Origin of the sequence: Herbaspirillum sp. Sphag64, assembly GCF_014192645.1 — a bacterium.
In the GTDB taxonomy this organism is placed as follows: Bacteria; Pseudomonadota; Gammaproteobacteria; order Burkholderiales; family Burkholderiaceae_D; genus Herbaspirillum.
The window spans coordinates 1,050,629-1,075,199 of sequence record NZ_JACHYE010000001.1 but is presented as its reverse complement, the minus strand read 5'-3'; the positions used below and the strand labels follow the sequence as shown (position 1 = coordinate 1,075,199).

Below are 24,571 nucleotides of genomic sequence, written 5' to 3'. Positions count from 1 at the left end.
GTTGCTGCGCTTAGTGTCCCAGCTTGACCAGTACGCCGTCGAGCATCTCCAGCATCTGATCCAGTTCAGCGATACTGACATTGAGTGCCGGCATGAAGCGCAACAGGTTCGGACGCGGTGAATTGAGCAGCAAGCCGACCGGTTCCAGATTTCGGGCTGCTTCCACCACTTGCGGGCCAATATCACGACCCAGCTTGAGTGCGCGCAGCAAGCCTTCACCGCGCTCGCCTTCAAAACCGTGCTTCTCTGACAGCTTGAGCAAACCCGCACTCAGGTGTGCGCCTTTGTCACGCACCGACTGCAGGAAGCCTGGCTTGAGCAATTCCTTGATGATGGCAGCACCAACTGCGGTCATTAATGGGTTGCCGTTGTAGGTACCCCCTTGTTCACCTGGCTCAAAACAGGCGATTTCTTCGCGCGCCAGCAGTGCCGCCAGTGGCACGCCGCCGCCAATACCCTTTGCCAGCGTCATGATGTCAGGCTCGATGCCGGAGAGTTGATAGGCAAACAATTCGCCGGTACGACCAACGCCGCTTTGTACTTCGTCGACAATCAGCAACAGGTTGGCATTCTTGGTCAGGCGACGCAGGCCTTGCATGAACTCATGGCTGGCAGGAATCACACCGCCTTCACCTTGCACCGGTTCCAGCATCACGGCGACAGTCTTGTCGGTGATCAGGCGCTCGACGCTATTGAGATCATTGAGCTCAGCCTTGACGAAGCCCGGTACCTGAGGTGCGAACATGGTGTCCCAGCCATCCTTGCCACTGGCAGACATGGTGGCGATAGTGCGACCATGGAAGCTGTGATTGAAGGTAATGATTTCAAAGCGGTTTTCGCCCTTGCTGTTCTTGTTGAGTTTGCCCCATTTACGTGCCAGCTTGATGGCACCTTCGTTGGCCTCGCCGCCACTGTTGGCGAAAAACACGCGATCGAATACCGAATTGGCGGTCAGCAGATTGGCCAGCTCAATCGATGGCGCATTGTAGAAAGCCGGGGAAGGATTGATGACCTTCTTGACCTGGGTGGTGAGGGCATCCTGAATGCATTGTGGCGAGTGTCCGAGGACATTCACGGCCCAGCCCTGTAGATAGTCCAGATAGCGCTTGCCAGTATGGTCGGTCAGCCACATGCCGTTGCCTTCGGTAAAGACAATTTCCGGGCGATTGGTGACATACATCAGCTTGTTGACGTCGAACTGGTTGAATTCCATTACATGACTCCTGCGAAGGCGGTGAATAAATTGATGGCCAGAGCCGATCTCGATCAGTTAAGCGCGGTGGTAACCAAAATGAAATAAAAGTGAACGATAAAAAAAAGCCACAGGGATTGCCTGTGGCTTCGTGACCTGACTTACTTCACGCGCACGGCAAACCCCGTTGGGGCTGGCTGCGACGTCGCAAGTAGGTAGTGGTAGCGTTCATGCAAATAATATTAGGACCTTTTGCGCGATGCGTCAAAACTAATTTGCGACAAATTGCAGCGCGGTTGGTAACAATATTGTCACGCTGCTGGCTGGTCTGCCGCCGAAGTAAAGGCATCGGCAAAGAACTCGTCTTCCGGTAGTTTGCACACAGCGACAAAATCGCGCTGCGCTGATTCCACCACAACCGGCGCGCCGCAGGCATAGACCTGATAGCCGGACAGATCGGGATGGTCGGCGATGACGGCCTGATGGACAAAGCCGGTGCGACCGCTCCACTGATCGTCAGGCTGTGCATCGGAGACTACCGGAGTGTATTGGAATCCAGGCAGGCTCTGCGCCCAGCCTTTGCACAAAGCATCCATGTACAGGTCTTGCGGACGACGACCGCCCCAGTACAGGCTGATCGGACGCTCGGACTTGCTATGTTCGAGCTGCTCAATGATGGCCTTGATCGGCGCAAAACCGGTGCCGGACGCCAGCAGGATGATCGGTTTGGTGGAATCTTCACGCAGGAAGAAGGTTCCCAGTGGACCTTCGATACGCAGAATGTCGCGTTCCTTGAGGGTGGAAAATACCTGGTCCGTAAACAGACCGCCTGGCATGTGGCGAATATGCAGCGTCAGATGTTCATCCTTGTGCGGTGCGTTAGCCATGCTGTAGCTACGGCGCTTGCCATCACGCAACAGAAATTCCACGTATTGACCAGCCTTGTATTGCAGGCGGTCATTGGCAGGCAGTTGCAGCGAGAGCACGATGACGTCGTCGGCGACTTTGTCCAGCTTTGCGACGCGCACCGGCATTTTCTTGACCGGGAAGTCACCAATACCCGCGACTTCGCGGGCCTCGATGGTGACATCCGAATTGGGCTTGGCACAGCAGAACAGCGAAAATCCCAGTTCTTCATCGGCCGCCGACAAGGCACGTTCCTGATGCGCACCATGGGTGATGCTGCCGTTGAGCAGTTTCCCTTTGCACGAGCCGCAAGCCCCATTCTTGCAGCCATAAGGCAAGCCGACACCGGCACGAATGGCGGCAGTAAGAATTGCTTCGCCTTCATCGCAGCTAAACTGACGGCCACTGGGCTGAACGGTAACCTGAAAACTCATAGAATCCTGTAATGATCAAAAAATTAAACAAAATTGGAAAAACACGTCTCTTGATGCTGGGTTGCGGCGATGTTGGCATGCGTATGCTGCCCTTGTTGCGTAGTCAATTCCGGGTCTTTGCCGTCACCAGCAACCCGGCGCGTTGTGCCGAGCTACGTGTTGCCGGTGCGACTCCCATCGTGGCTAACCTGGATGAACCTGCTTCGCTAGCCCGTCTGGCAGGTCTGGCGAAACTGATTGTTCATCTTGCTCCACCGCAATCGATGGGCGAAACCGACCGCCGTACGCGACATTTGGCCGCCATTTTACCCGACCGCGCTAACTTGGTTTATATCAGTACGACCGGTGTCTACGGAGATTGCGGTGGCGCCTGCTTTGATGAAACCCGTGTGGTTAGCCCGACCAATCTGCGTGCGCGTCGGCGGGTAGATGCAGAGCGCGTGCTGCGCGATTGGGCACGTCGCTCGGGCAGTCGGCTGGCGATTCTGCGGGTACCGGGGATTTATGCGCGTGATCGCCTGCCACTGGAGCGCCTGCAAAAAGGTACACCGGCGCTGATCGCTAGCGAGGACGTCTATACCAATCATGTGCATGCAGACGATCTGGCGCGCATTGCCTGTGCGGCGATTTATCGTGCATCACCGTTACGTGTCTACCATGCGGTCGATGATACCGACCTAAAAATGGGGGATTATTTTGATGCCGTGGCGCAGGCGCTGCAGTTGCCGGTACCGCCAAGACTGCCCCGTATTGAGCTGGAGCGAGAGGTGTCGCCGATGATGTTGTCGTTCATGTCGGAGTCCAGGCGCTTGCGTAATGAGCGCCTGTATCACGAACTCGGGATTCGGTTGCGTTATCCTGATGTGCAGAGTTTGCTGGCAGAAATGACCAATGTGTTAACCGATTGACAGTGTTTTTGTGGCCGCGCAACGGAATCTTGTCAGTCTGCCAATCCAGATTCATCGTCAGGCAGTGATGCCGCTGTGCAGGCTGCGTCAAAGGTGTAAGATATTTTCTGGCCCGTTGTGACTGGGTCGAGGCGTAGCGCGGTATGAGCAGTATTGAAAGGTGACCATCATGGATGTCGCAATTACTCCCAGTTCTCCGGCGGCAGTGCCTGGCCCGGGACCACAGCAGGTCAGCGATCTCGATGCGGCGCGACGTGCACAGGCACGTCAGGATGAGCAGGCTGCACAAGACAGAATCCAGCAGGAACGTATTGAACAGGCGCGACTGGCGCAGTCCCGTCAATATTCGCGTAACTCCAACGGCGAAGTCATCGGTACCACCATCAGTACCACAGCCTGAGCAGGTGCTGGAAGCGTCTTTCCCGTCTGCGTGTGAAAGTGCATGCCTGAAGCTGAGCGCCTCTATCCGTCAGATGTCGTTCTTGACATGCCTTCATCGCGTGCCTATGCTCACCCTCCATTGCGACCGGCTTGTTCGCGGTCCTTCGCTGCATTATCGTGACTCGTGACGACAATGCCTCCTTCTGCGCAGCCTACTATCCAGACTGACATGTCTTTTGATCCTATCGTCCAGAAATCCATTGCCGAGCAGGTTGCGCAGCGCCTGTTGAGTATGATCCGCAGCGGTCTGCTCAAGCCGGATCAGCAATTGCCTCCCGAACGTGAGCTGGCGACCATGCTAGGCGTTGGCCGTCCTGCAGTGCGTGAGGCGATTCGTGGCTTGTCCTTGCTCGGCTTGCTGCGTATCCGGCAGGGCGAAGGGACGTTTGTAGGCTCACTGCAAACGCGGGAGCTGCTAGAGCCGCTGGAGATGATCATTGATCTCAACGCCGGCACGCTGGACGCTTTGTTTGATGCCCGTCTGATCATCGAGAGTGGTGTCGCTGCGCTGGCTGCGACCAATATCAGTGAGGCCGAGCTGCAGAGTCTGAATCACAGCGTTCAAGCCGAAGCCGAACTGCTCAACGATCCGGTGGCCTTTGCCGCTGCTGATATGGCATTCCATGAAGCCATCATCGATGCTTGCGATAATCCCTTTCTGCAAAGTATCGCTGGCAGTCTGTACTTCCTTGGCAAGAAAAGTCGTAGCATCACTTCCCGCATTCCTGCCGTGCTCGAGCGCAGTCTGCAGGATCATCGTACGATTCTCGCTGCACTCAATGCGCGCGATCCGCAAGCGGCAGCACGCGCCATGCGAACCCATCTGAGCGGCGTCCGTGCCACCTATCGAGATGTTGCCAAAACCGAGTCTGACAGCGATAGCAGCAGGGAGAGCTTGATCAACCCGTAGTCTTCGTCCACCACAGGAGAACAGCATGGATCGTCATCAGGTTACACAGAAAATCATCAGTGCGAAGGTCAGAAAGCAACTCAGTTGGGCACAGGTTGCCAAGCACATTGGCCAAAGCAAGGAATGGACGACCGCTGCGATGCTGGGGCAGATGACCCTGACCGCCAAACAGGCGGCCGTGACGCAGGAATTGTTTGACCTCAGCGATGAAGAAACGCTGTGGTTGCAGATCGTTCCCTATAAAGGCTCTCTGCCCACTGTAGTGCCAACCGATCCACTGATTTATCGCTGGTACGAAATCGTCAGTGTCTATGGCAGTACCATCAAGGAGCTCATTCATGAAGAGTTTGGTGATGGCATCATGAGTGCGATTGACTTCAAGATGGATATCCAACGGCAGCCCGATCCCAATGGAGACCGCGTCAATGTTGTCCTCAGTGGCAAGTTCCTGCCTTACAAAACATACTGATACTGAAGCCTTCTGGTGGGAAGGGGATCCTCCCGCCAGCAGAGGATTGCGAGAGTTGTTATTGTCCGGCGCGGTGTCGTAGAATAGAAAAAACTCAAGTACTCGTGTGGATTGTACAAAAACAACGCTTCGCGAAACTACTGTTTATTTGTACAGTACTCGTGCTACAGTGGTGACTCATCATTCGAGATAGGAACCACTGCCATGACACACTTGGATCTCACTTCAGGCGCACGCTTTGGTCTGGAATCTTCTACCCCTTCATCATTCAGTCTGCGCTTCGGCCGTCGCGAAATTTTTGTTTGCCGAGACACCTATGTACGCCGTTATCGTGTCAATCCGGTCATTGAATGCAGTGCAGGCATTGAGCCGGGCCATCTGGAGGTACTCCTGTTCCGGCGCTGGTTGCTGGTGTTGTCCAAGGCACGTCGCTGAGTAACTGGCTTATGCTTGCGTCTGTGCGTTCGGTCTACCCTTGTGGTGCAACAGACGTCGGGCAGAGGGATCTGGTAGCCTTGAGGTTTTAGGCTTGAAACGTGCGGCGGCAGGTTTGTTCTGCCTGCCTTGGTGTGCTGTGTATCGACACATCCTTCGTTTTTCATCGGTGACAGGGTTCCTCCATGCAGCAATACGATTTCGATTTATTCATCATTGGCGGTGGTTCCGGCGGTGTCCGGGCCGGACGATTTGCGGCGCAATATGGTGCGCGCGTTGCCATCGCCGAGGGACGCGACTGGGGTGGTACCTGCGTCAATCTGGGCTGCATTCCCAAGAAGCTGATGTCCTACGGCGCACACTTCCATGAAGACTTTGCTGATGCGCGTGGTTTTGGCTGGAGCGAAGTGTCGCCAACACTTGACTGGTCTGCACTGATTGCTGCCAAGGACCGGGAAATCTTGCGTCTCAACGACATCTACCGCAACTTGCTCGACGGCGCCAAGGTGCATCGACTGGAGGGATATGCCTGCCTTGAGGATGCGCATACTGTTAGCATCAATGGCAAGCAATACAGCGCAGCGCACGTTTTGCTGGCGACTGGCGGCAGACCCAGCTTGCCCGGGATTACCGGACAGGAGCTGGGGATTACCTCAGATGATTTCTTTCATTTGCCGGCGTTGCCGCAGCGCACGGTTGTGCTCGGTGGCGGCTATATTGCCGTTGAGCTGGCATCGATTCTCAATGGTCTCGGCAGCGAAGTAACACTTGTTTATCGCGGCCAACATCTGTTGCGAGGGATGGACCGTGCGTTGGGTGATTTTCTGACGGCAGAGATGCGCAAGAAAGGCATCACGGTACTGCTTGAAAACAATATTGCCGCTATCACCGTGCATGTCTCCGGTGCACGCGATATTCAATTCACCGATGGCAACCAGCTTATGGCTGATTGTGTGCTGTTTGCCACCGGGCGTCACGCCAATACCGAAGGTCTGGGGCTGGCATCGGCCGGTGTCCGCTTACAAGAAAGTGGTGCAGTCTGGGTGAATGAACATTTTACGACCAGTGTGCCTTCGATCCACGCCATCGGCGATGTCATTGATCGTGTGGCGTTGACACCGGTAGCGCTGGCAGAGGGGATGGTTGTAGCGTCACGTCTGTTCGGGCAGGGTGAACGCACCATTTCTTATGACAATATTCCTACGGCCGTATTTAGTCATCCCAATGTCGCCACGGTTGGTTTGAGCGAAGAGTCAGCAAGAGCACAGGGCAAAACGCTGCGCATCTTCAAGTCAGAATTCAGGGCTCTCAAGCATACGCTCAGCGGTAATGGCGAACGCAGCTTCATGAAACTGGTGGTGGATGCCAACAGTGATCGTGTACTCGGCGTACATATGGTGGGGCCGGATGCTGGCGAGATTGTTCAGGGGTTTGCGGTAGCGCTCAATTGTGGCGCCACCAAGGCACAGTTCGATGCCACTATCGGCATTCACCCGACGCTGGCAGAAGAGTTTGTCACGATGCGCACGCCAGTGGCCTAAGTTCAACACTGTCAGTCCGATGTGGTTGGTCTGCAGATGAACCGGCAGACGCGTAATTTAGAGTACCTTGCCGGGATTCATCAGGTTATCTGGGTCAAGTGCCTGTTTGATCGAGCGCATCAACTGTAATTCCACCGGTGACTTGTAGCGCAGAATTTCATCGCGCTTGAGTGCGCCCAGCCCATGTTCGGCTGAGATCGAGCCGTGAAAGCGGTCAACGCTGTCGTGTACCACCCGATTGATTGCGGACTGTTGGGCGATGAAGTCGGTGTCTGTCACGCCGATGGGAGGGGAGACGTTGTAATGCAGATTGCCATCCCCCAGGTGCCCAAAGGTTACCATGCGGCAACCGGGTGCAGCTTGCTGCAGTAGCACATCGGTGACACGGATGAATTCGGCAATATGCGAAATTGGGACCGAAATATCGTGCTTGATATTTTTGCCTTCACGCGCCTGTGCCATGGAAATACTTTCTCGCAGTTGCCATAGCGCTTTCGACTGGTTAATTGACGTCGCGATCACGGCATCGCTGACGAGCGCTTCCTCCAGCGCATTCTCAATCAAGTCTTCGAAACGGCTGTTCGCATGCTCTGCCGATTCGCTATCGGATATTTCCAGCAGGACGAAGTGCGGCGAGGGTTGCGCAGATGGCTCGAATGGCAAGCGTTGTTGCGGGAAGTGTCTGATGACCAGTTCCAGACAAAATGCAGACATCAATTCAAAACCTGTCAGCGATGATCCGCAATGCGCCTGTGCCAGATTCAGTAGTTTCAGTGCATGTTCGGGGCTGGGCAGGGCAACCAGCGCCGTGACCTGTGCCCGCGGCTGCGGGAAAAGCTTCAGCACCGCAGCAGTAATCAAGCCCAACGTTCCCTCGGCACCGATGAACAGATCACGCAGGGCGTAACCGGTATTGTCCTTGCGCAGGCCGCGCAGGCTGCTCATGATGTCGCCTTGCGCCGTCACGACTTCCAATCCCAGGCAGAGCTCGCGGGTATTGCCATAGCGCAGCACGGCAGTGCCACCAGCGTTGGTAGAGAGATTGCCACCGATGGTACAGCTGCCCTCGGCGGCCAGTGACAGCGGAAACAGTCGGCCAGCGTCGGCCGCTGCCTGTTGCACCTGCTGCAAGAGGCAGCCGGCTTCCACCGTCATGGTGTTGTTGATCGGGTCGACCGTGCGGATGCGGTTCAGGCGCGTCAGCGACAGCACGATGGCGCGCCCGCTGGTATCGGGAACACTGCCCAGTACCAGCCCCGTGTTGCCGCCTTGTGGCACGATCGGTACCTGATACTGCTGGCAAAGCTTCACGATGGCCGCAACTTCATTGGTATTACCAGGTTTGATAACGGCCAAGGCGCGACCGGTAAACCGTCCGCGCTGGTCAGTCAGATAGCTGGCAGTGTCGGCAGCTTCAGTCAGGACATTGGCGCCTCCAATGGCGTTACGACAGCATTGCAGAAAATCGTTCATGGATGACAGGCACATCGCCTTCAAGAGCGGCGCGGTGAGTTGCTGCGCCAGTTGCTGAATTATCGCTGAGTGTTATTGCGGACCTTGCGCGCCGGTTCAGCGCGACGCTTTCTGAATGGCCTGACGGGTCAGTTCGCGGGCAGCCTTTTTGTAAGGATGCAGGTACAGGATGGTGCACAGAAAATAGATGCTGCTGATGCCAACTTCCAGCCAACCCAGTGTAATGCTCATTGTTGCGCGGTCACTGGTGGCGCGCACGATACCCTCGGCGATGTAGAGCAGAATCAGCATGGCTGACCACTGCATGGTGTAGATATCGCGCTTGAATACGCCACGTAAGGGAAATAGCAGTGGTACCGCTTTCAGGACCAGCCAGGATCCGCCCGGTCGCAATGGTGCCAGCCACAATTCCCAGGCCAGACACAAGGCGATCAGTGCAACCAGGCTGATGGCAGCGCCAAGATGCAGGAAGCGGATACGGGAGATGGTCATTTAGGCACCTTGGAGTTTGACGGCGTTTTGTGCGAGGCGTCGGCCAAGTGCAATAGCCAGCGCCCGGGTATCGTCGGAAATCGCCTGATGACCATTCACGCCAGCCCAATGACTGGCACCGTAGGGCGTGCCACCGGTCGTGGTGCTCATCAGTTCCGGCTGGGTGTAGGGCAGCCCGAGTACCAGCATGCCGTGATGCAGTAGCGGCAACATCATCGACAACAAGGTTGATTCCTGGCCACCATGCATGCTGCCAGTCGAGGTGAAGACGCAGGCCGGTTTTCCTGCCAATGCGCCGGAGAGCCACTGCGGTGCGGTGCCATCCCAGAAATACTTCATGGCAGCTGCCATGTTTCCAAAGCGGGTTGGCGAGCCCAGTGCCAGGCCAGCGCATTGTTCCAGGTCGAGCGTCTCGACATACGGTGCGCCTTCCGTAGGGATATCAGGAGCGCTCGCCTCGGTCACGGTGGAGACCGCCGGCACCGTGCGCAGGCGCGCATCGCAGCCGGCTACACTCTCAACACCCTGGGCGATGAGTTCCGCCATCTTGCGGGTTGACCCGTGCCGTGAATAGTAGAGGATGAGTATCGTGATGGATGTCTGTGTCATGTTGGTATTATAGGAGCCTTTACTTCATCATCGCAGCGGTACGCAGTTCCTGTGGGGCGTTTTTTGGGTTTTTTCTGGCACTTTTTTAGTACCTGTGCAGTCTCCTTGTTGTGCTCGCCCGAGGCGGTGTTGCGCCGCCCAGTCTTTTAATTTTTTGATTGTTTCATGCTGTCCACATTATTTAAGCCCATGCACGGCCTGACCCGAAACCAGTTGCGTAATCTGTTGCGCTTTGCCATGCAAAGGCTGGGTGAGGATCGTCTGCCGCAGGTGGCTGGTAGTCTGACCTTTACGACCACGCTGTCACTGGTACCGCTATTTACGATTGCGCTTGCCATCTTTACCGCATTCCCGCTGTTCAATACCTTTCGCGATGGGCTGGAAGCCTATTTTGTACAAAATCTGATGCCCAAGGGCGTGGCCAGTACGATTCTGGGCTATCTGAATCAGTTTTCTGCAAAATCAGCACGCTTGTCGGCGTTGGGTGGGGTGGCACTGATTCTGACATCGGTCCTGACCATGGCGACCATTGACCGGGTGTTCAATCAAATCTGGCGCGTCAAGAAATCGCGACCCGTGTTACAGCGCATCCTGGTTTATTGGGCCATCATTTCGCTGGGACCGTTATTGATTGGTGTCTCCTTCAGCGTCACATCCACCCTGTATTCTGCAACCAATGGCGTGGTAACCAGCGTGCCGCTAATTGGTGCCAGCTTCTTTACGCTGATCTCGGTACTGTTGACTACGGCTGCCTTTACGCTGCTCTATGTCATGGTGCCCAATCAATGGGTAGACTGGCGCGATGCTATCTGGGGCGGCTTGCTGGCAGGCGTTGGTGTGGAAATTGCCAAGCGCCTGTTTGCAGCCTATGTCCTCAAGTTTCCCACTTACACCGTGGTCTATGGTGCAGTTGCAGCATTGCCTATCTTCCTGTTGTGGATCTACATGCTATGGATGATTACACTGGTGGGTGCTTTGTTGACTGCGGCGCTGCCGGTAGTGCGTTATGAGCGCTGGTGGCATATAGCAGTGCCGGGCAGCGAGTTTGTGGATGCCTTGCAGGTGCTGAGAATTCTCCACCACGCGCGCACCAATGCCGAAACTTCGACGGTAGACATGGGCTTGCTGCGCGCGCGCACGCATCTGGGGTTAGAGGAGTTGCAGAACTTGTTGCAAAAGATGCTGGAGGCCGGCTGGGTCGGATCGATCAAGGCAGAAGCACCGAAAAAGGCTGCGTGGAACAAACGTGTGCTTGATGGGCTGGATAGCTGGACGCTGATCGTCAATCCTGACTTGCTCAAGCTCGATGAAGTCTACCGCCTGTTTGTCTTTGATGCGATTATGCATGCACCTGAGGATCAGCCATTGCTTGACAGGATCCACGGGACTATTGCCGTAGCACTCAATCAGAGTCTGACCGACTATTTTTGCCTACAGCAGCCAGTGGCTGGCGTAAAGGAACGAAGCGTCGTTGCCCATCCGGGCTGAACTGGAAAATTTCATTCCTGACACGAAATCTGAGTTGCCGAAGCGCCCAGAAACCTCGTACCATGACATTTACCGGGATGTGCTTGTAGATTTTTGGATCTGCATGGTCTACATTCCGGATAGAACCGCCAGAAAGTGATAGGCGGTCATCACGGCTAGCCCAACCTTTCAAGGCCATAATAACTTGAGGATGACACCATGAAAGTCTCTGAAATTCTAAAAGTCAAAGGCAATATTCTCTTCACCGTGACACCTGACACACCGATTGTCGATGCGGTTGAGGCGATGGCCGAAAAAGATATCGGCTCGCTGGTCGTCATGGAGTTTGGCGAACTGGTGGGTATGTTGACTTTCCGCGAAGTGCTCAATACCCTGAAGGAAAACAAGGGCTCGGTTGGACCCAATACTGTCCGTAAGCATATGGACGATCATCCGATTACGGTGACGCCGGACACGGATCTTAACGAAGTGCGCCGCATCATGCTCGAAAAACATGCGCGCTATGTCCCTGTCATGGATGCCAAGACACTGTTGGGCGTGATGTCGTTTTATGACGTGGCCAAGGCCGTTCTGGATGCCCAGGGTTTTGAAAACAAGATGCTCAAGGCCTACATTCGTGACTGGCCGGCTGAAGAAGAAAACAGCTGACATCGTCTACGCCCGAGCGCATGTGCAGGATTGCAGACGGCGAAGGGCATTGAAAACCGACGATGGGAACCGTTCATGCTTGCATGAACGGTTTTTTATTGGCTATATTGTTGCCTATTTGTCACAGTCTCGGAATTGACGCTATTGGTGATGATGGCGCTTCTCCACCCTCAAATACCCCATCAACGCATGCTCCATGAGTAAATCGAACCAGTTTTCCCTGCTTGGTCAGCGCCGTTTTGCCCCCTTCTTCTGGACGCAGTTTCTGGGTGCACTCAACGATAATGTGTTCAAGACGGCACTGCTGACGATCATTACCTATGACGCGCTGAGCTGGACCAAGCTTGATACCAGTTTGCTGACTAACCTGATTCCAGGTTTGTTCATTTTGCCGTTTTTCCTGTTTTCTGCCACGGCGGGGCAGTTGGCTGACAAGATGGAAAAATCACGACTCGCGCGCTATGTGAAGTTACTGGAAATTGTCATCATGGGTATCGCAGCCTATGGCTGGATGACGCATCACCTCTGGCTGCTGGTAGCGGCGGTCGTTGGTATGGGCATTCATTCCACGCTGTTTGGGCCAGTCAAATACGCTTATTTGCCGCAGCAGCTTAAGGCGGAGGAGCTCGTCGGTGGCAATGGTGTCATTGAAATGGGAACCTTCGTTGGTATCTTGCTGGGAGAAATTCTTGGTGCAGTACTGGTCGTGAGTAAGCCGTTCGGACTCGAAGTCATTGCTGTCGTCACGATCTCCTTTGCAGTCATTGGCTGGCTGACTAGTCTGGCGATTCCATTGTCGCCGGCGCCGGCACCGCAGTTGAAGATCAATTGGAATCCGTTTTCCGAGACGGCGCGCAATTTGCGCTTCTCACGTGCCAATCGTCCGGTGTTTTTGTCCATGCTGGGCAACTCCTGGTTCTGGTTTTATGGCGCCATCATGCTGGCGCAATTTCCTTTGTACGCGAGGAATTATCTGCACGGCGATCACGGCGTATTCGTGCTGTTGCTGGCAACATTTTCGGTCGGTATTGGCGCAGGTTCACTGTTGTGTGAGCGCTTGTCCGGGCATAAGGTGGAAATCGGACTGGTGCCATTCGGTGCCATCGGGCTTTCCGTATTTGGGGTGGATCTTTATTTCGCCAGCCTGAGCTATCAGGCGCAGGAGGCAGTTAACATCGTCGGATTCTTGGTGCAGCATGGCAGTCTGCGGATTTTGTTCGATTGTCTGCTGATAGGTGTTTTTGGTGGTTTCTATATCGTGCCACTGTTTGCGGTAATTCAGACCCGTTGTGACCCGCAGCATGTCTCGCGCACCATTGCCGGGATGAACATCATGAACTCCCTGTTCATGGTGGTATCCGCATTGCTGGCGCTGGTATTGCTGCGCGCTGGTTTGACGATTCCCGAAATATTTCTGATCACAGCGGGGCTCAATGCGTTGGTGGCCCTGTATATCTTCTCGCTGGTACCTGAATTCCTGATGCGCTTCCTGGCATGGTTGCTGATTCATACCATCCATCGTGTTCGCACCATCAATGCCGAATTGATTCCAGCGCGTGGTGCTGCCGTGCTGGTATGCAACCACGTCAGCTACGTTGATGCCATTGTGATCATGGCCGTCAGTCCACGTCCGATCCGCTTCGTGATGGATCATCAGATTTTCAAGATTCCGCTGTTATCGTGGATCTTCCGCACGGCGCGTGCAATCCCTATTGCATCGGCCAAGGAAGATCCATGGATCATGGAGAAAGCCTATGTCGATATCGCGCAGGCTTTGCATGAAGGTGATCTGGTGTGCATCTTTCCTGAAGGTAAGTTGACGCGGGATGGTGAGATCAGCGAATTCAAAGGCGGCGTCAAGAAGATTATCGAGCGCACACCGGTACCAGTGTTTCCAATGGCATTACGAGGTCTGTGGGGCAGTTTGTTGACGCGTGGCGGCGGCAATCCCTTCCAGCGTTCCTTCAAGCGCGGTCCTTTTTCACGTCTTGAGCTGGTCGTTGGCGCTCCGCTGGCCCCAGCGGAGGCAACGCCGGAACAGTTGCAGCAACGCGTCAAGGCATTACGTGGAGCGTGGAAGTAGCGTTGCCAAGCGGATGGAGAGCACGGATCTTCGTGCTCACTAGCAGCTGAGGCCGCTGCACTGGTAGAATCGCCTTCTCTCCATCCAACTCACAGCAGAGCTTCTTTATGTCCGGCAACACCCTTGGCACGCTATTTACGGTTACCACTTTTGGCGAATCCCATGGCCCGGCCATCGGTTGCGTGATTGACGGTTGTCCCCCGGGCATGACGCTGTCGGAAGCGGATATTCAGCCCGAGCTGGACCGTCGCAAACCGGGAACGTCGCGTCACGTCACGCAGCGGCAGGAACCCGATACGGTCGAAATCCTCTCTGGTGTGTTTGAGGGCAAGACGACCGGTACGCCAATCGCTTTGCTCATTCGCAATCAGGATCAGCGCAGCAAAGATTACGGCAATCTGCTCGATACTTTCCGTCCGGGACATGCCGACTATACCTACTGGCACAAATACGGTATCCGCGATCCACGCGGCGGCGGCCGCTCGTCGGCGCGCCTGACTGCGCCCGTGGTGGGTGCGGCGGCGGTGGCCAAGAAGTGGTTGTTCGAACAATATGGCACAACCTTCAAAGGCTGCATGAGTCAATTGGGTGAGATCGCGATTCCATTTGAATCCTGGGAGCATGTGCGCGAGAACCCGTTCTTTGCCGCCAATGCCAGCATCATTAATCAGCTGGAAGACTACATGGACGGCCTGCGCAAGGATGGTGACTCTTGTGGTGCGCGTATTGATGTGGTGGTGCAGAATGTGCCGGTCGGCCTCGGTGAGCCAATCTATGACAAGCTCGATGCCGAAATTGCTTACGCCTTGATGGGGATTAACGCGGTCAAGGGTGTAGAAATTGGCGCCGGCTTCAAGTCGGTTGCGCAAAAGGGCACCGAACATGGAGACGCGCTGACGCCAGCGGGTTTCGTCGGGAATAATGCTGGTGGCGTTCTGGGCGGCATTTCGACTGGTCAGGACATTACTGCATCGATCGCCATCAAGCCAACCTCCAGCATTCGTTCGCCGCGCCCATCGATCGACAAGGCCGGTCAGTCCACTTCCGTGGAAACTTTCGGTCGCCACGACCCTTGCGTTGGCATTCGTGCCACGCCTATTGCAGAAGCCATGCTGGCACTGGTACTCATGGATCATGCCTTGCGTCATCGCGCGCAATGCGGCGATGTACGGGTTGCGACGCCAAAAATTCCTCCCGGGCAATAAAATAGTCATGATGGTGCGGGTAGGCAATTGCCTGCCCGATGGCAAGCAGATGCTAAAACCATATTGACAACTCGGGTAGAGCCTGTTTATGGCATAATCATCCGTTCATTTTCAACGACTGGTGTCGCTACGACACGCCTGCATCATGCTTAAAACGCTTTATGACAAACTCTGGGAATCCCACGTCGTTCACGCCGAGCAAGATGGCACAGCCATCCTGTATATCGATCGACATCTATTGCATGAAGTAACAAGCCCGCAGGCGTTTGAAGGACTCAAGCTAGCCAATCGTCAACCATGGCGCAATGCTGCCAATCTGGTGGTTGCTGACCATAACGTGCCAACGACCAATCGTGCCAACGGTATCGCTGATCCGATTTCGCGGCTGCAGGTCGAAACCCTCGATGAGAATGCCAAAACCTACGGTTTGACCTATTTCGGCATGAATGACAAACGTCAGGGCATCGTCCACGTGATCGGCCCTGAGCAGGGAGCAACCTTGCCTGGTATGACCGTTGTTTGTGGCGACTCTCATACCTCCACCCATGGTGCGTTTGCCTGTCTGGCGCACGGTATTGGCACCTCCGAAGTGGAGCATGTGCTGGCGACACAGACCTTGCTGGCCAAAAAATCCAAAGCCATGCTGGTTCAGGTCGACGGTGCGTTGCCAGTTGGTGTGACTGCCAAGGATATCGTGCTGGCCGTGATCGGCAAAATCGGTACCGCCGGCGGTACTGGTTATGCGATTGAATTTGCCGGTTCGACCATTCGTTCGCTGACCATGGAAGGCCGTATGACGGTCTGCAACATGGCTATTGAAGCGGGTGCCCGCGCTGGCATGGTGGCGGTCGATGACACCACGATCAATTATCTGAAGGGACGTCCGTTTGCGCCGTCTGGTCCACATTGGGAGCGCGCTGTTTCGTACTGGCGCACACTGCAATCTGATCCGGGTGCTAAATTCGATATGGTTGTTACCCTCAATGCTGCCGAGATCAAGCCGCAAGTGACCTGGGGTACCTCGCCTGAAATGGTGGTTTCGGTCGATAGTCGTGTGCCTGATCCTGACAAAGAAAAGGATGCAACCAAGCGCGACGGTATGGAAAAGGCGTTAGTGTACATGGCGCTCAAGCCCAATACGCCAATTTCCGATATTCGGATCGACAAAGTATTCATCGGTTCCTGTACCAATTCGCGGATTGAAGATCTGCGTGAGGCAGCGGCTGTCGTGCGTGGCAAGTTCCGCGCTTCCAACGTCAAGCTGGCCATGGTCGTACCTGGCTCTGGTCTGGTCAAGGAACAGGCTGAGCGTGAAGGTCTGGACAAGATTTTCAAGGATGCCGGTTTTGAATGGCGTGAGCCAGGTTGCTCCATGTGTCTGGCCATGAATGCTGATCGCTTGGAGCCGGGCGAGCGTTGCGCTTCCACCTCGAACCGTAATTTTGAAGGACGTCAGGGTGCTGGTGGTCGTACCCATCTGGTCAGCCCAGCGATGGCCGCAGCCGCAGGTATCGCAGGCCATTTTGTTGACGTTCGTGCTTTGTAAGATCGGTAAATATCATGAATAAATTCATTGTCCATGATGGTCTGGTTGCGCCATTGGATCGCGCCAATGTCGATACCGACGCCATCATTCCCAAGCAGTTTCTGAAGTCGATCAAGCGTAGTGGTTTTGGTCCGAACCTGTTCGATGAGTGGCGTTATCTGGATCATGGCGAGCCAGGCATGGATAACAGCAAGCGCCCCCTCAATCCGGACTTCGTACTGAATCAGGCGCGCTATCAGGGGGCATCGATTTTGCTGGCACGCAAGAACTTTGGTTGCGGTTCTTCGCGCGAACATGCTCCCTGGGCGCTCGATCAATTTGGCTTCCGTGCCGTGATTGCGCCTAGCTTCGCCGATATTTTCTTTAATAACTGCTACAAGAATGGCTTGCTGCCGATCGTGCTTTCCGAGCAACAGATCGACCAGCTGTTCAATGAAGTCAAAGCATTCCCCGGTTTCCGCCTGATCATTGATCTGGAAAAACAGATCATTTCTACCGTCAACGGTAGTCAGACTTACCCGTTTGAGATTGGTGAATTCCGCAAATACTGCCTGCTCAACGGCCTCGATGACATCGGTCTGACCTTGCGCCAAGCGGACAAAATCCGCGCCTTCGAAGAGCGTCACCTGTACGAACAACCATGGTTGGCTAACACCATCTGATTTTTCAAGCAGGGATAGCAGTTTCAGATTGGCCGGCGCAGTCTTCGATGTTTTTACAGTCGAGGATCGCGCCGGCAATATTATTTTTCAGGATTGAAAAGAAACGATATGAAGATTGCAATTTTGCCAGGTGATGGCATTGGTCCCGAGATCGTCGACGAAGCCGTGAAGGTATTGGGCCAGCTCGACGAAAAATTTGAAATGGAAACCGCTCCGGTCGGCGGTGCAGGTTACGAGGCGCATGGTCATCCGTTGCCGGATTCAACCCTGCAGCTGGCTAAGGATGCCGATGCCATCCTGTTTGGTGCGGTCGGTGACTGGAAGTACGACACACTGGATCGTCCCTTGCGTCCCGAGCAGGCTATTCTCGGTTTGCGCAAGCACCTGCAGCTGTTTGCCAACTTCCGTCCGGCAATCTGCTATCCCGAACTGACCGGTGCCTCCTCGCTCAAGCCTGAACTGGTCGCTGGTCTGGATATCCTGATCGTGCGCGAACTCAATGGGGATATTTATTTCGGTCAGCCGCGCGGCATGCGTGAAGCACCGGACGGTCCGTTCAAGGGCGCCCGTGAAGGTTTCGATACCATGCGCTACAGTGAGCCGGAAATCCGTCGCATTGCACACGTGGCGTTCCAGGCAGCGGCTAAGCGCGGCAAGCGCCTGTGCAGCGTGGACAAGGCCAATGTGCTGGAAACTTTCCAGTTCTGGAAAGACATCGTGACTGACGTGCACAAGGAATATCCGGACGTTGAGCTGAGCCATATGTATGTCGACAACGCCGCCATGCAACTGGTTAAAGCACCCAAGAATTTTGACGTGATTGTGACCGGTAATATGTTTGGCGACATTCTGTCGGACGCTGCAGCCATGCTGACTGGTTCGATCGGTATGTTGCCCTCTGCATCGCTGGATGCCAACAACAAGGGCCTGTACGAGCCATCACATGGTTCGGCCCCTGACATCGCAGGCAAGGGCATTGCCAATCCGCTGGCAACCATTCTTTCAGCAGCAATGATGTTGCGTTTTTCGCTCAACAAGGCAACGCAGGCAGACCGGATTGAGCTCGCCGTAAAAAAAGTGCTTGCACAAGGGCTGCGCACCGCTGATATTTATGAAGCAGGCACCACCAAGGTCAGCACCAAGGAAATGGGCGACGCTGTCGTCAAGGCTTTGGGCTGAAATCAGCTGCACTGAGGTGGTTTTTTTAACGTTGTTTGTTTAATCATGGAAGTATTACTTAGACTTAGGGAAAGATGATGAAACTGGTTGGTTTGGTAGGCTGGCGTGGAATGGTGGGTTCGGTCCTGATGCAACGCATGCAGGACGAGGGTGATTTCGATCACATCGAACCGGTATTTTTCTCAACTTCGAATGCGGGCGGTAAAGCGCCGTCGTTTGCCAAAACGGCAACGACGCTGAAAGATGCCAACGACATTGAAGCATTGAAAAAATGCGACATCATTATTACCGCGCAAGGCGGCGACTACACCACCGACATCTTCCCCAAGCTGCGCGCAGCCGGTTGGGATGGTTACTGGATCGATGCCGCTTCGACCTTGCGCATGAAGGATGATGCCGTAATCGTGCTGGATCCGGTCAACGACAATGTGATTCGCGATGCCTTGTCCAAGGGTGTCAAGAATTACATCGGCGGCAACTGTACCAATTCGATTCTGCTCATGGGTGTTGGCGGCCTGTTCAAGGAAGACCTGGTCGAATGGGTCAGTTCGATGACGTATCAGGCGGCTTCTGGCGGCGGTGCTAATCACATGCGTGAACTGCTCAAGGGCATGGGTGTGATCAATGCATCGGTTGCCGAAGAACTGTCGACACCATCGTCGGCGATTCTGGATATTGATCGCAAGGTTGCCAAGACCATTCGCGAAGATGTCCCAACCGAGTTCTTTGGTGCGCCGCTGGCGGGCGGTTTGATCCCCTGGATCGATGCTCAGCTGGAAAATGGCCAATCCAAGGAAGAATGGAAGGGTCAGGCTGAAGTGAACAAGATCCTGGGTAATACCAACATCATTCCGGTTGATGGTTTGTGTGTGCGTATCGGTGCAATGCGTTGTCACAGCCTGGCGCTGACCATTAAACTCAAGCGTGATTTGCCCCTGTCAGAAATCGAAGCGATCATCAAGTCTGGCAACCAATGGGTTAAATGGGTGCCAAATGATCGTGGTATCACCGTCAAGGAATTGACGCCTGCAGCGATTACCGGTGGTCTGGAAATTGGTGTCGGTCGTGTGCGCAAACTCAATCAAGGACCAGAATATATTTCTGCATTCGTGATTGGTGACCAGTTGCTGTGGGGTGCTGCAGAGCCGCTGCGTCGTATGTTGCGCATCATTCTTGGTAAATAATGCGGTCTTGATTCGATCTCGGAACAGCGGGATGCAGCATCGATCCCTGTTTCGATTTTGTTGTCATTTTGCAACATTGACCCGCCATGTGTTCCTTTGCCGGAACCCTGGCGGGTTTTTGACCATTTTGAGAACTTGGTTACACTTGCAGGGCTAAGTTCTTGATGATATGTTGAAAAATCAGAATTTATTTCATCAATGTCAGTAGATTGGCAGTGCCACCCGGTTTTTTGGTTTTAGGTCATTGATGAAATAATTTTTTGGGATTCAGGCCTTCTTTGGCAGAACGTCTACCTAACCATATAAAAATGCCTTTACATACTGATAATAATTTTCCGCTCTCCCGCCTGAAGAAACTCAGTGTAGCCCTCACTCTGGTGTTCACCTTGCCGCTCAGCGTGCAGGCTGCCGGTTTGGGCAAGCTGACTGTTTTATCGTCGCTGGGCCAGCCACTGAGAGCTGAAATCGAACTGACATCGGTGACATCCAGTGAAGAGGGCACGTTAGGTGCCCGGCTGGCACCTGAAGATGCGTTTCGTAAGGCCAATATTGAGCTGAATCCTGTCCTGTTATCGCTGCGGTTTTCGGTTGAAAAGCAAGGCGACAAGCAGGTGATTCGCATTACGTCTTCGCAGCCAGTCAATGAGCCATTCATCGATTTGTTGCTGGAGCTGCGCGGCGGTAATCGTCAAATACGTGAATACACTTTCCTGCTCGATCCGCCAGAAATGCGCAAGCCACAGACGGCACAGGTCTCGCCACCTGCTGCAGCACCGATGGCCGCAGAAACGGCACCGGCGATGCTGCCAGAGCCCAAAATGGCAGAGGCCAAGGCGGCTATGCCAGAGGCTGCGCCAATGGCAACTGGTGCAATGAAACCAGCAGCTGCACCAGCATCGGCACCCAGCATCAATGATGAAGAGCCGACCTCGCGCATTGTCAGCAGACCGGCGCCATCCGCTTTGGCGGAAGACCTTATCCGGAATGGCCGCAGCGACAACAGCAATGCAAGTAATGCCCCTGTGCCTGCAGCGGTAGCAGCGAAAACCTTGGGTTCTGAGTCTGCGATGGCAGATGGCAAGGGCAGCAAGGCGGGCAAGGGATCCAGAGCGGGCCGTGCCGATATGCACAAGGACAGCGATGGCATGGCAGATAGCCAGGGCGACAAGTCTTATCGCGTCAAGGAAGGCGATACCCTGGGCCAGATCGCCGGGCGCAGCAAGGATGCAACCGTCTCGCTGGACCAGATGTTGGTAGCGCTGTACCGTGCCAATCCGGATGCATTTATTGGCGACAACATGAATCGCCTGCGTGCCGGTCACGTTCTGAATTTGCCTGATAACGGCACAGCAGCAGCGATCAATCAGCCCGATGCACGCGCTGTCGTAGTCGCTCAGGCCCAGGATTTCAATCGCTATCGTAACAAGCTGGCAAGCCAGGTCGCCAGCGGTGCGGCGAGCGATGCCGGTGAAGCCAAACGTAGTGGTGGCGGCAAAATTACCGCCAGAGTGGAAGAAAAGTCCGGAAGCGGCGACGCCAAGGATAAACTGCAATTGTCCAAGGCTGGTGTTGGCAGTGGTGACAAGGCTGCTGCAGAAGAAAAGATTGCTGCGGACAAGGCGATTGCCGAAGCAAATGAGCGGGTCAAGGAGTTGGAGAAGAACGTCAGCGATCTCCAAAAACTGCTCGAGATCAAGAACAAGACGCTGGCTGACATGACTCCGCAGACCAAGCACGCCGATACCAAGCCTGCGCCTGACGAGAAGTCTGCAGCGCCGATGGCTGAGAAAACCGGCGATGCGACAACCCCGCCTGCAACTGATGCGCCGGCAACTGACGCACCAGCAACCACTGCTGCGCCACCGGTTGAGGCGAAACCACCAGTGCAACTGCAGCCTGCGCCGGTCCCAGTGCCGATTCGCAAGCCAGGCTTTTTTGATCGCATTCAGGACAATCCTTTCGCGATTCCCTCAGCAGGTTTGCTGGTCGCATTGTTGGCTGCATGGGGTGTTGTTCGTGTTCGCAACAAGAGAAAGGCCGCTGCCGCTGAAGTTAGCGCAGGCGAAAATGATGGGCACGAAGTGGAAGGTGGTGGCGGTGACGAAGCAGTCGATACGCTTGCAGCTGAACCTGAGGTAACCGGTGATCCGATTGAGCAAGCAGATAAATATATTGCAATGGGCCGAGACGAGCAGGCTGAGGCCATCTTGCGCGCCGCATTGAAAAACGAACCTGAACGTCTGGCGTTGCATGCGAAGTTGCTGGATATTTTCTACAAACGCAAGGATACGGAAGCGTTCAATACTGTTGCGTTCCAGTTGCATGATGCCACCGGCGGTAAAGGTGCTGATTGGGAGGCTGCGGCCGCAATGGGAATGGTGCTGGATCCGAAAAATCCACTCTATAGTGCGCCTGTGGAAGAGCCGGAAGAGTTGGTGGAAGAAATTGCACCGCCACCGCCACCACCACCGCCACCACCGGCACCACCAGCCAAGCCAGCCGCTGAGGCCGATGCGGATGCTGGTCTTGAATTTGATCTGAATGATTTCAAGGGGGCAGAAATTCCTGCAGCAGCGAGCGCGGCAGCGGATATTGGCAGCAAGATTGACTTTGATCTGGAACTCGACAGTGGTGCGAATGAACCGGCTGCCGAAGAGCCTGCTCCAGAGCCTGAAGTCGCGGCTCCTGTGGCAGCACCAGCACCAGCACCAGCACCAGCACCAGCACCAGCACCAGCACCAGCACCAGCACCAGCACCGATTGAGCTGGAGATGCCTGACCCGGCGAGCGAGGCAACTGGCATGGAGGATGATGAGTCTGCTTTTGCCGCAGAGATGTCAACCAAGCTTGATCTGGCCGAGGCTTATCAGGAAATTGGTGACAAGGAAGGTGCGCTGGAATTGCTTGAAGAAGTCATTCGCGGTGGTAATGACAGCCAGATTGAACGTGCCAAGGACATGATGAGCAAACTCATGTAGCGCAGCGCTGGCGCTGTCAATGCGGCTTCGGTATTGACGGCGTAATGTTGCAAATCAAAGCGGGCGCCCTGCGGCGCCCGTTTGTCGTCTTCCCGGTCATGACTGGCCGGTTCATCTAGAACATCTTCAGGTAGTGCCATCGTGTCAACAGCCTCTTTTTCATCGATATCCGTGACGACGCCCGTGCAGCCGGGGCAAGTTTCAACGCTGCGCCGGATTGTGCTAGGTGTTCAATATGACGGCGCGTCTTGGCAGGGCTGGCAGACCCAGCCGCATGGGTTGACCGTGCAGGACAAGCTGGAGTCGGCCTTGCGCCAGTTCACGTTGCGGGAGATCGCAACAACCTGTGCCGGGCGTACTGACTCGGGTGTGCATGCGCTGGAGCAGGTCGTGCACTTCGATACCGAGATCGTGCGCGACAAGTTTTCCTGGGTGCGTGGTGTCAATGCCTTCCTGCCCGCATCAATTGCTGTGCGCTGGGCCTGCGAATTGCCCATCGAGGAGGTGGATGCCGCACGGTCGCGGACTGCACAAGATCGAGAGGGCGGCTTTCATTCCCGTTTCAGCGCCACAGCGCGGACCTATCATTATTTGCTGTACAACCATCCGGTGCGCTCTCCTTTACTGGCAGGCAAGGCAGGTTGGACGTTTCGTCCGTTGGATGTCGCATTGATGCAGCAAGGCGCTGATTTTTTGGTGGGGGAACATGATTTCACCAGTTTTCGTGCGGTTGAATGTCAGGCCAAATCACCAATACGCCAGATGGAGTCGTTGCAGGTAAAACGAAATGGCGACATGATCGTATTCACCCTCAAAGCCAATGCCTTCTTACATCACATGGTGCGTAACATTGTTGGTTCGCTGATTTTTGTCGGCAACGGCAACCAGCCGCCGGAGTGGATTGCACAGGTGCTGGCGCAGAAAGATCGCAGTCGCGCAGCGCCAACCTTTATGCCGGATGGGTTGTATCTGGCCAGGGTTGATTATCCGACGCAGTGGGTGTTGCCGCAGGAGTCTCATAGCTGGCCTTGGTGGTAAAGTCAGATCCTTGCAGCAGGTGTTCCGTTTTTTCTCCATCTCCGTTCACTATGTCCAGAACCAGAATCAAGATTTGCGGCCTTACCCGCACCGAAGATATTGCCGCCGCTGCTGCAGCAGGTGCTGATGCGCTAGGCTTTGTGTTCTATGCTGCCAGCCCGCGTGCGGTGACGGCCAGTCAGGCTGCGCAACTGGTTGCCAGCGTGCCGCCGTTCATCGCGACCGTTGGGCTGTTCGTCAATACCAGTATTAGCGAAGTCAGTGAGGTATTGGCGCAAGCGCCATTGTCATTATTGCAATTTCATGGCGATGAAACACCGCGGCAGTGTGCCGAGATCGCCGCAGCAGTCAAACGCCCCTTTCTGCGGGCAGCGCGTATCGGGGCCGACACGACTGCTGCGAATTTGCTAGAATACGAATCAGCATATCGGTCTTCCAGCCCCTTCTTCAGTGGGCTGTTGCTTGACACTCTGGTTGAGCAATATGGCGGTAGTGGAAAGGTTTTCGATTGGTCTCTCATTCCAAAAGAACTCGCGCCTCGGGTCGTTTTAAGTGGTGGCTTGAGCGTACAAAACGCGACTGACGCAGTCCAGCGCGTGCGCCCGCACGCCGTCGACATCAGTAGTGGTGTCGAAGCCGCGAAAGGTATCAAGGATGCCGCCAAGATCAACGCCTTTATTAACGCAGTTCGTCTGGCGGATTGCACCTGAGACCATGTCCAGGTATCGCAGGTCCCCGCGCATTAGCACG

General features: G+C 54.9%; 22 protein-coding genes. 17 read left to right on the top strand and 5 right to left on the bottom strand.

The features are described 5' to 3' along the window. Positions 1-10 precede the first annotated feature (10 nt). Both FHW66_RS04780 and FHW66_RS04775 read right to left on the bottom strand, forming a co-directional pair. The gene (locus FHW66_RS04780; protein WP_183378547.1) at positions 11-1,213 is read right to left on the bottom strand and encodes an acetylornithine transaminase; all 1,203 of its coding nucleotides are present in this window, start codon (positions 1,211-1,213) and stop codon (positions 11-13) included. A 290-nt stretch (positions 1,214-1,503) separates the two neighbouring features. Continuing rightward, positions 1,504-2,532: a CDP-6-deoxy-delta-3,4-glucoseen reductase gene (locus tag FHW66_RS04775; RefSeq protein WP_183378546.1), complete on the bottom strand. Its 1,029-nt coding sequence runs from the start codon at positions 2,530-2,532 to the stop codon at positions 1,504-1,506. Positions 2,533-2,543: 11 nt separating this feature from the next. Here FHW66_RS04775 and FHW66_RS04770 point away from each other — a divergent pair, with 11 nt between their 5' ends. From FHW66_RS04770 to gorA, 6 genes are all read left to right on the top strand, one after another. Continuing rightward, a complete protein-coding gene (locus tag FHW66_RS04770; RefSeq protein ID WP_183378545.1) occupies positions 2,544-3,440 on the top strand; it encodes an SDR family oxidoreductase in 897 nt (298 codons plus the stop codon). A 169-nt stretch (positions 3,441-3,609) separates the two neighbouring features. Next, entirely contained in the window at positions 3,610-3,840 is a 231-nt protein-coding gene (locus FHW66_RS04765; RefSeq protein ID WP_183378544.1) for a hypothetical protein, read from the top strand. A 210-nt stretch (positions 3,841-4,050) separates the two neighbouring features. Further along, positions 4,051-4,791 carry a FadR/GntR family transcriptional regulator gene (locus tag FHW66_RS04760; protein WP_183378543.1) on the top strand — a complete coding sequence of 247 codons (741 nt, stop codon included), beginning with the start codon at positions 4,051-4,053 and terminating at the stop codon, positions 4,789-4,791. A 25-nt stretch (positions 4,792-4,816) separates the two neighbouring features. Beyond that, positions 4,817-5,260, top strand: a complete 444-nt coding sequence (gene cynS, locus FHW66_RS04755) for a cyanase (protein WP_183378542.1) — start codon at positions 4,817-4,819, stop codon at positions 5,258-5,260. A gap of 204 nt (positions 5,261-5,464) precedes the next feature. Continuing rightward, positions 5,465-5,695 carry a hypothetical protein gene (locus FHW66_RS04750; RefSeq protein ID WP_183378541.1) on the top strand — a complete coding sequence of 77 codons (231 nt, stop codon included), beginning with the start codon at positions 5,465-5,467 and terminating at the stop codon, positions 5,693-5,695. 185 nt (positions 5,696-5,880) lie between these two features. Beyond that, a complete protein-coding gene (gene gorA, locus FHW66_RS04745; RefSeq protein WP_183378540.1) occupies positions 5,881-7,236 on the top strand; it encodes a glutathione-disulfide reductase in 1,356 nt (451 codons plus the stop codon). A 57-nt stretch (positions 7,237-7,293) separates the two neighbouring features. Here the strand turns inward: gorA and FHW66_RS04740 are convergent, their stop codons facing one another. The 3 genes from FHW66_RS04740 to wrbA all read right to left on the bottom strand — a co-directional run bounded on the left by FHW66_RS04740 (position 7,294) and on the right by wrbA (position 9,810). Continuing rightward, the gene (locus tag FHW66_RS04740; protein WP_183378539.1) at positions 7,294-8,709 is read right to left on the bottom strand and encodes an FAD-binding oxidoreductase; all 1,416 of its coding nucleotides are present in this window, start codon (positions 8,707-8,709) and stop codon (positions 7,294-7,296) included. Positions 8,710-8,805: 96 nt separating this feature from the next. Further along, positions 8,806-9,201, bottom strand: coding sequence for a DUF2069 domain-containing protein (locus FHW66_RS04735; RefSeq protein WP_183378538.1), 396 nt, complete (start codon positions 9,199-9,201; stop codon positions 8,806-8,808). Continuing rightward, positions 9,202-9,810 (bottom strand): NAD(P)H:quinone oxidoreductase, encoded by a 609-nt coding sequence (gene wrbA / locus FHW66_RS04730; RefSeq protein WP_183378537.1) that lies wholly within the window; start codon positions 9,808-9,810, stop codon positions 9,202-9,204. It abuts the gene before it with no gap. A 165-nt stretch (positions 9,811-9,975) separates the two neighbouring features. On the opposite strand from wrbA, the gene FHW66_RS04725 reads away from it, so the two are divergent. From FHW66_RS04725 to FHW66_RS04675, 11 genes are all read left to right on the top strand, one after another. Further along, positions 9,976-11,298: a YihY family inner membrane protein gene (locus FHW66_RS04725; RefSeq protein WP_255458813.1), complete on the top strand. Its 1,323-nt coding sequence runs from the start codon at positions 9,976-9,978 to the stop codon at positions 11,296-11,298. Between the two features lie 198 nt (positions 11,299-11,496). Next, positions 11,497-11,946 (top strand): CBS domain-containing protein, encoded by a 450-nt coding sequence (locus tag FHW66_RS04720; protein WP_183378536.1) that lies wholly within the window; start codon positions 11,497-11,499, stop codon positions 11,944-11,946. 196 nt (positions 11,947-12,142) lie between these two features. After that, the gene (locus FHW66_RS04715) at positions 12,143-14,029 is read left to right on the top strand and encodes an MFS transporter (protein WP_183378535.1); all 1,887 of its coding nucleotides are present in this window, start codon (positions 12,143-12,145) and stop codon (positions 14,027-14,029) included. Between the two features lie 107 nt (positions 14,030-14,136). After that, the gene (aroC, locus tag FHW66_RS04710; RefSeq protein WP_183378534.1) at positions 14,137-15,234 is read left to right on the top strand and encodes a chorismate synthase; all 1,098 of its coding nucleotides are present in this window, start codon (positions 14,137-14,139) and stop codon (positions 15,232-15,234) included. Positions 15,235-15,379: 145 nt separating this feature from the next. After that, complete coding sequence (leuC, locus tag FHW66_RS04705; protein ID WP_183378533.1) at positions 15,380-16,780, top strand: 3-isopropylmalate dehydratase large subunit; 1,401 nt, start codon at positions 15,380-15,382, stop codon at positions 16,778-16,780. Between the two features lie 14 nt (positions 16,781-16,794). Next, a complete protein-coding gene (leuD, locus tag FHW66_RS04700) occupies positions 16,795-17,442 on the top strand; it encodes a 3-isopropylmalate dehydratase small subunit (protein WP_183378532.1) in 648 nt (215 codons plus the stop codon). A gap of 108 nt (positions 17,443-17,550) precedes the next feature. Then, entirely contained in the window at positions 17,551-18,621 is a 1,071-nt protein-coding gene (leuB, locus tag FHW66_RS04695) for a 3-isopropylmalate dehydrogenase (protein ID WP_183378531.1), read from the top strand. Between the two features lie 77 nt (positions 18,622-18,698). Next, positions 18,699-19,805, top strand: coding sequence for an aspartate-semialdehyde dehydrogenase (gene asd, locus FHW66_RS04690; RefSeq protein WP_183378670.1), 1,107 nt, complete (start codon positions 18,699-18,701; stop codon positions 19,803-19,805). Positions 19,806-20,113: 308 nt separating this feature from the next. Then, a complete protein-coding gene (locus FHW66_RS04685) occupies positions 20,114-22,783 on the top strand; it encodes a FimV/HubP family polar landmark protein (protein WP_183378530.1) in 2,670 nt (889 codons plus the stop codon). A gap of 183 nt (positions 22,784-22,966) precedes the next feature. Next, a complete protein-coding gene (gene truA, locus FHW66_RS04680) occupies positions 22,967-23,821 on the top strand; it encodes a tRNA pseudouridine(38-40) synthase TruA (protein ID WP_370543404.1) in 855 nt (284 codons plus the stop codon). Positions 23,822-23,871: 50 nt separating this feature from the next. Next, positions 23,872-24,531, top strand: a complete 660-nt coding sequence (locus tag FHW66_RS04675) for a phosphoribosylanthranilate isomerase (protein ID WP_183378529.1) — start codon at positions 23,872-23,874, stop codon at positions 24,529-24,531. Positions 24,532-24,571: the final 40 nt, after the last annotated feature.